This is a genomic window from Pseudomonas morbosilactucae, from assembly GCF_023241715.1.
GTDB lineage: Bacteria > Pseudomonadota > Gammaproteobacteria > Pseudomonadales > Pseudomonadaceae > Aquipseudomonas > Aquipseudomonas morbosilactucae.
Genome location: NZ_JALQCW010000040.1, coordinates 22,099 through 29,473, shown reverse-complemented (window position 1 = coordinate 29,473; position 7,375 = coordinate 22,099). Strand labels below are relative to the sequence as shown.

At 50.8% G+C, this 7,375-nt stretch carries 4 protein-coding genes; all 4 read left to right on the top strand.

From position 1 onward, the window contains the following. Positions 1-4,081: hemagglutinin repeat-containing protein (locus M1B34_RS17270; protein WP_268265741.1), on the top strand; the 4,081-nt coding region annotated here is incomplete at its 5' end. A gap of 4 nt (positions 4,082-4,085) precedes the next feature. Then, on the top strand, positions 4,086-4,283 hold the full coding sequence (locus tag M1B34_RS17265; RefSeq protein WP_268265740.1) for a DUF4926 domain-containing protein: 198 nt from the start codon (positions 4,086-4,088) through the stop codon (positions 4,281-4,283). Positions 4,284-4,908: 625 nt separating this feature from the next. Next, positions 4,909-5,091 (top strand): Imm2 family immunity protein, encoded by a 183-nt coding sequence (gene imm2 / locus M1B34_RS17260; protein ID WP_268265739.1) that lies wholly within the window; start codon positions 4,909-4,911, stop codon positions 5,089-5,091. Positions 5,092-6,121: 1,030 nt separating this feature from the next. Further along, on the top strand, positions 6,122-6,328 hold the full coding sequence (locus M1B34_RS17255; RefSeq protein ID WP_268265738.1) for a hypothetical protein: 207 nt from the start codon (positions 6,122-6,124) through the stop codon (positions 6,326-6,328). Positions 6,329-7,375: the final 1,047 nt, after the last annotated feature.

Below are 7,375 nucleotides of genomic sequence, written 5' to 3'. Positions count from 1 at the left end.
CACTCAATACGGCAGCGAGGTGCGGGTCGGCGGCAATCTTTCGGCTACGGCTGGCCAGGATCTGCAGGTAGTGGCCAGCCAGGTGATGGCCCAGGGCAGCCTGGCATTGGCAGCGATGCGGGACGCGTCCATCGAAGCGGCAGCCCATGAGCACCACCGGGCGTCAAAGAGTAAGAAAGTCACCAGTAGCAACGATCAGGTACGTCTAAAGGCCTCCTCGGTGACGGCCGGCGGCGATCTGTCGATTACGGCGGACCAGGACCTGACTCTAGTGGCCAGTCAGGTGAAGGGCGAGCAAAACGTCGCGCTAAATGCCACCCGTGACCTCAATCTGCTGTCCGCCAAGAACGAGAGTGCGTCGTTCTATTCGAAGAAAAGCAAAGGCTCCTTCGGGCGTAGCAGTAGCAAACAGCAGGAGAGCTACCACAGCACCAACATTGCCTCTGTGGTGGAGGCCGGTAAGGACCTGACACTAAACACCAGCAAGAAAGCCGATGGTGGCATGAGCATCAACGGTGGCCGCGATGTCACGGTGATCGGCAGCCAGCTTAAGTCTGGCGCGGACCTGATGGTCGGTGCTACTGGCGATGTGGCGGTCCTCTCCGGTGTCGAGGAGCACGGCTCCTACAGCAAGAAGAGCAAGTCTGGTTTCCTCGGTCTGTCGAAGAGCGGCAAGAGCCAGTTGCAAGCCACAGCGACCCAGGTCGGCAGCGAGCTGAGCGCCGGCAACGATGTAGTGGTGGCCGCAGGCAACGATATCCGCCTGCGTGCCAGTGAAGCCACGGCCGGCAACGATGTCGAGCTGCGCGCCGGGCTGGTCAATGATAGCGGTGACATCAATCTGGTTTCGGCCAACGACAGCGCCTACAGCCGCAGCGTGCAGTACAAGAAAAAGGTCGGACTTTCCTCCTCCGGGGCCAGCGTCTCCTTTGCCTCGGCCAAGGAATCCGGGCGCCAAGCGCAAAGCAGCACCAGCGTGGGCAGCCAGGTGCTGGCCGATCGCGATGCGAGCCTGAAGGCCGAGCGCGACATCAATGTGGTGGGCAGCGGCATCAGCGCCGGGCGCAATGTCAGCCTCGATGCCGGACGCGACGTGAATGTGCTGGCGGCACAGAACAGTTCGGCGGAGCAGGATTGGAAGAAGAGCAAGCAAGTCGGCGTGGGCGTCAGTAGCGACGATAACGGTGTGAGCTTCTTCGCCGGTGCCGAGCTCAACAAGGAAAAGAACCGCGTCGAAACCCAGACCGCCGCCGCCAGCCAGATCAGCGCCGGTGCAGACCTGTCGGTCAATGCCAAGCGCGACATCAATCAGATCGGCTCCGACCTCAAGGCCGTTCATGACATCAACCTGGTGGCCGGTCGTGATATCAAGATTGACGCCGCCCAGGAAGTGCGGGTGACCGAGCAGCAGCGTGAAAGCGAGCGCAATGGCCTGGGCGTCACCCTCAACCACAACTATGGCAAGACCAAGGACGCGGTCAACGGCGCCGGCGATGGTGAAAACAACGTCAGCAAAGCCTCCAGCACCTTCAAGGCCATCGACTCGGTCAGCCAGTTCCTCGCCGGGCCGACCGCCGACGTCAAGCTCGGTAACAGCAAGCAAAGCAGCAGCCAGGAAATCATCGAGCAAGGTAACCGCTCCTCAACGCTGCACGCCGGTAACGACCTCAACCTCACGGCCAACAACGATGTGACTGTCAAGGGCAGCCAGCTGGGTGCCGGGCGCGACATCAACGTCAAAGGGCGCGATGTCACCCTGGATGTGGCCAAGAGCAGCATCAGCGAGGAAACCCGCAACACCGAGAGTTGGGGCGGTATCCACGGCGGCACCAGCGGCGGTTTCAAGATCGGCGTCGGCGGCAGCTTCGGCACCGCCAGCACCGAGAGCAGCCAGGGTTCCTCCACCGTCACCCAACTGGATGCCGGACGCGACATCAACCTCAAGACCAGCAACGACCTGAACCTGATCGGGACCCAGGCCCAGGCCGGACGCAACATTGACCTGGATGCCGGCAACGACCTGAACATCCGCGCCGCGCAGAACGACCAAAGCAGCGAGAACAACCGCAACAGTGGTGGTGGGGAAGTGGGCTTCACCTTCGGCTCCGAAGGCGTGGGCGTCTACGTCAGCGTCAGCATGGGCAAAGGCAATCTGGAGCGGGAAAGCGAGCGCCAGCAAGAGGCTTATCTTTACGCCGGGGACCGTCTAGGCCTCACCAGTGGTAAGGACACCAACATTTCTGGTGCCAACCTGCGTGGTGATGAAGTGATCGGGCGTGTCGGGGGGGACCTGAACGTCGCTTCGGTTGCTGATACCGGCAAGGTCAAGGGCAAGGAATTCGACATCAGCGTCACCGCCACCTTTGGTCCTGCTCCAGGGCTCAGTGGCTCTGTCGGTTACGGCCAGACCACCGGCAAGACCGACTGGGTTGAAGAACAAACCCGCATTACCGGCAAGAACAAGGTCGATATCCGCACCGAAAACCACACCCAGATCGACGGTGCACTGATCGCTGCCGACAACGGCAACCTCAAGCTGGACACCGGCACCCTGGGCTTCAGCGATATCGCCGGCAAGGAAAAGGAGCACGGTTATTACCTGAACGTGGGCGGTACCTACAGCTCCGGTAGTGGCACCACACAAGACAGCAGCCAGGTGGGTAAAGGTAAGGAAGGTGAAACCGGCTGGAGCGTCAACGGCTGGGATTATCAGAAGAACCGTGAGCAGATCGTGCGCGCCACCGTCGGGGCGGGCGATATCGTGGTGCGCAAGGATGCCGAGACTGGGGCCGATTCAACCGCCGGGCTGAACCGGGATGTGAGCAAGGCGTATGAGATCACCAAGGATGAAGAGTCGCGTACGGATTTGTATGCGAGCAGTTCTTCCCTTGGGGCGGTGGCGAGTCCTAAGCAGACGTATGAGCAGTGGAAGAAAAGTGCTGAGTTGTATGGGGAAAAAAGCCAGGAGGCGATGGTAAAACTAGTCCTTCTTTTGGGCAGCATGGGCGTCCTGGTCGCTTCGCCGAGCAATGTTCAGTACACATCCGAAGATATTAATAAAATTCTGGTAGAGACTGAAAACCACCTCAAAACGTTCAGTAAGGATGAGAACCGGCGTTCGGAGGCTATTGAGTTTCGCCTGAGGGAACAGTTTGGTGACCTAAGTTCCGATGGGGAAAAGCTTCTCCTCGCTCGGATGAAGGATATTGCCCGCGAAAGCCCTGAGAAATCAGTTGAGCTGGCAGTCATGCTGGCTAGCTTAAGGAAACCTTCAAACGGTTCGCTAAATCTTGCCGCTGCTCCTGCCGCTGGAGTGATGGGGGCCTTGGCGACTGCGCTGGTCTACTCAGTCGCGTCGCCCCAGACTCAAGAAAATATGCGTTACACAGCCAACTCGGTTGTTGAGAGTGCTAAAAAGTCAGGTGGTGTTGCAAAGGAAGAGGTGCAGAGGCAGCTAAAAATTTCGATCGGCCTTTGGGAGTTGGTAACCCTCACAGCGTTTCCAATTCACCTGCTTGATGATGAAAACCGCAAACTGATCAATCCGATTGTTGATACATCTGGGGGGAATCCAGCCAGTGGGGGCTACGCTGAAGGCGGTGGAGTTATCACCACGCCTCCTACCGGCGGTACTCAGTTGGATGGGGTGCAGAAGGATGGCGCCTATGTGACTCCGGAGCACAAGCTGAATCCGGGAGCGATGTATAGCGAGGGTTCAGAAGGAGTTCCGGAGCTTGTTGAAGGAGCTCATTCACTTGTCGGCGCCAATCGTGCGGTCATTGATCCGCGTAAATTAACGGATTACGCATTAAATCCAGATCATCCAGTTGGCGGTAACAAAGCCCGTGTCTTTGAGTCGGTTCTTGGATTTACAAAGGGCAATTCTGAACTGCTACTGAGGCAGCTTCAGGAAGGAGTAATGAAAAATACCTCGATTCCAGGGAAGGTAGATCAATATGGTTCACGATTTACTGTCGATATACCTGTTATAGGTCCGAATGGAGGTGGGGTTGTTAGAAGCGGGTGGATTTATAAGCACGGTTCAAACACTCCAGAAATGACAACAATTTTTGTGAAGTGATTTTATGTCTTTAAAAATTAACGATGTCGTACGCTTGATAGCGGATGTTCCTTCTGAGGGGGTTTTTTGTGGAAGGCTTGGAGTAATAGTTGCGGTTTTTTCTGAGCCAGAAGAAGCTTATGAAGTTGAGTTTTGTAATGAGGGAGGTATCACTATTGTGCAGGTAGTACTGACGATCTCACAGCTTGAAGTCTTGGAGTGACTTTTAGAGGCTAAAGGAAAATGTGATGTAACTATCATTGAAGGCGCCATTCTTGCACAAAAAATTATGGATGCTCGAACTGGGTTGTCGTCTGACTTAAAATAGGGTGGTAACGTTACGGTTGCGGATATAGATATCCCAGGAATATCGAAAAAAATGGCTGCACATAGTTGGGTTTTTGTCGCAGGTAGGATGGGTGGAGTTGGGGTTTTATAGCTAAAATTGTCCTCAATAAAGCAAGGGGTTCGGTTTGTTGAAGGCGGACTATAAATATAAAATTTTAGATGATATCGCCGATCAGTTAGGTGGCAACAGGGCAGTAAGTGGGGTTGTAAATGTATTTACAGAAAAGCCAGTATGCGTTAGTTTTCTGGGGGCGGGAGAGCAATTTAAGAAAGACATCCAATTTTATAGATGAACAGGGGGGCATGCACCGACCTCCAACGAGAACTCCATAATGGAAAGGTGAGTAATTTGTAGTAAAATTAGGACTTGGTTTTTGGTTCTCTATTGTAATCATTGTAGGGTAAAGCTTAGTCATAATGTTTTTAGGAAGAAGGAGGGGCGAGGCTGGTTACGCATATGCAGAGCTTGAAAGGAGGGTGATAAGCCTGTTGAAATTCTGATGTTGGAAGTTGTTGCTCTGGTGCTTAGGGGAGAACGATCTTCAGAAAATATTCATGATTATCATTGGGCTGTTATTTTGAAGATATTAAGAGGTAATGATCTTTCTAGTGTTTTAGAAGGGTTGCCACAAGAAGAAACAATGGGGTTCAGTTCTGATTTCAGTCTGTTGTGTGCGATTTAGTATATGAGGGCTGTTTGGGTGAGGGTGTTTTTTGGTTCTTTGCGGATTACGAGGGGGGCGTTCTTGACCTTTATGGAAAATAGTTCGCTGTCCCTATAGTCGTAAGCTATTCGCTGGACCTGCTCGCGCCACTAGATAACGAATAAACGAATGTTTTTCCACTATAGTGTCAAGACTGAAATGGTGGATTTATACCGATACTCTATGCTTGTGCGGATAGCAGACCTTGCATATGTCGCCCCATTACACAGAAAAATTCTGCATGTCAGCGACAGGTCCTGTAGCACTATTAAACCTTTGGCACTTCATCATAAATCGCGAGGTTATCCAGCAGTTGAGTCACCGTGCGAATGCGATACGTCGTGGCATCTTGCAGAGTATAAGTGGGGGCTGCTAATTCTGTGTTCTTGGTTGTTAGCAAAAATGTAATTGCAATAAAGGAGCAAGTGCAGAGCCGACTGAGAATTACAATGCTACTCTGGGAGCGGGTAACCTTAATGGGGTTTCCAATTCACCTGCTTGATGATGAGAACCGCAAACTGATCAGTCCGATTGTGATACATCTGGAGGGAATCCAGCCAGTGGGGGCTACGCTGAAGGTGGTGGATTTATCACCACGCCTCATACCGGCGGTACTCAGTTGGATGGGGTACAGAAGGATGGCGCCTATGTGACTCCGGAGCACAAGCTGAATCCGGGGGCGATGTATAGTGAAAGTGATAAGAAGATAGTAGGCTCGGGTGCTGATAATTCTGTCAGTCAGAGTAAACTGATTTCCCAGCTCATAGCAGAGGAAGTCGCAAATGGGCATGCTTTTAACAAACACGTACTCGAGCGAAAGGAGTTTGTCGAACTCGGCGTTAATACTAAAGACCAGTTTCAGAGATTTGTTGAAGGCATTCTCGCTAATCCGGCTACTGAACGGCGACAATCGGTGGATGGTACGATGTACTATCTTGATAATTCGACTAGAACTATATCAGGGTGGTGTCGGTTGGGATAACTATATTAAAGCACAGGTTCCAAAAAAATGAGTGAGCAAATTAAAGAGTTGGATTATGTTGATTTGAGAGTGTCTCCTAAGGAGCTTAGGTATTTTGTACTATGTGGCTTGGCTTTAATGCAAAATGTTCCGGAGGATTCTATTTTTACATATTGCGGTTTAAGCAAGGATGAGATTGTTGAGGTTTCGCTTCGGATGAGGGAAGTTGCTGATAAGAGTGGGGTGCCTATGTAGTTTTATCGATGGGTAGTCTTTTTTTGGGGTTATAGGTGGCTATGGGGATATAGGTTTTTATCAGGAAAATGGGTGTTAAGTATTTTTGATGTAGGAATGCCCTGCCTCAAGCCTAGAGCCCTAGATGATGTTGGAAAAATATATCTCAAAAAATAATTTTTGGATTTAGATGGCGAGAGTTGGTGGGTTTTTAATTGCTCATCATGATTTATTGCTGATGTTGATGCTTTTGTTTTTTTGGCAGGGGAAGATTTGGGGGGGTTAATGATGCGTGGTTGATATGTTGTAATTAAAGAAATTTTGAGTGTTCAAATGTTTGGTTTTTCTGTAATTCCAAAGATAGGGTTAAATTTTTGTTGAGTGCGATAGAGAATTTATTTTTAATGCGTAGGGCTGAAAAGTACAAAGCCCCTCCAGATGAGCTTTGCTAAGTAGTGTGTGATGGTTTTTAAAGGTCATAATGTGGCGGTATTTTATCTTAAGATTTGGCAGGATTGGAATGGTTTCAGGTGAGTGGTTTTTCATTAGTGATTGAGCTTTTTAAAACTTAAGAAGCGGCTAGGTTCTTATCTATAACGTCTGTTGGCTTGTTAACTTTTATTCTTGATTGCCTTATGGGGTTGGATGAGGTTGGAAGACTTTTTTCACTCTAAGGATATCAATAATCTTACGGCGGAAAGGGGGGCTTAGTTTTGTGATCTTGTGATGAATTGCTGCGAACTGAAAGACGTTCTTGACTTGGTTTTCCTAAAGCTTGATGAGTCAGTGAGGGAAGGGACGGTTGAGTTTTTAGAGTTTTTGAAAAATACAAAGGCTCAAGATTCACATCTAAACCATGCAAAGTTGATGTAGAAATATATGTTGTTGGCCGTTATCTGTTTAAAGGGGCGTCACTGGGCGCTATTGCCAAGGAGAGCAGGTCAGTTTTTGAACGATAGGTATCCAATCTGCTGAAACGCTGCCCTGTCAATCCGCGGCGATGTGGGCAGATGAGTGATTCGCCGCACCATTTTGTGTTCCTTCGGATCACTTTCCGTACCTTTGCGT

Excerpts from the sequence above, each read along its gene's own strand:
- M1B34_RS17265 (WP_268265740.1), top strand. The coding sequence starts at position 4,086 with ATGTCTTTAAAAATTAACGATGTCGTACGCTTGATAGCGGATGTTCCT.
- imm2 (WP_268265739.1), top strand. The coding sequence starts at position 4,909 with ATGTTGGAAGTTGTTGCTCTGGTGCTTAGGGGAGAACGATCTTCAGAA.
- M1B34_RS17255 (WP_268265738.1), top strand. The coding sequence starts at position 6,122 with ATGAGTGAGCAAATTAAAGAGTTGGATTATGTTGATTTGAGAGTGTCT.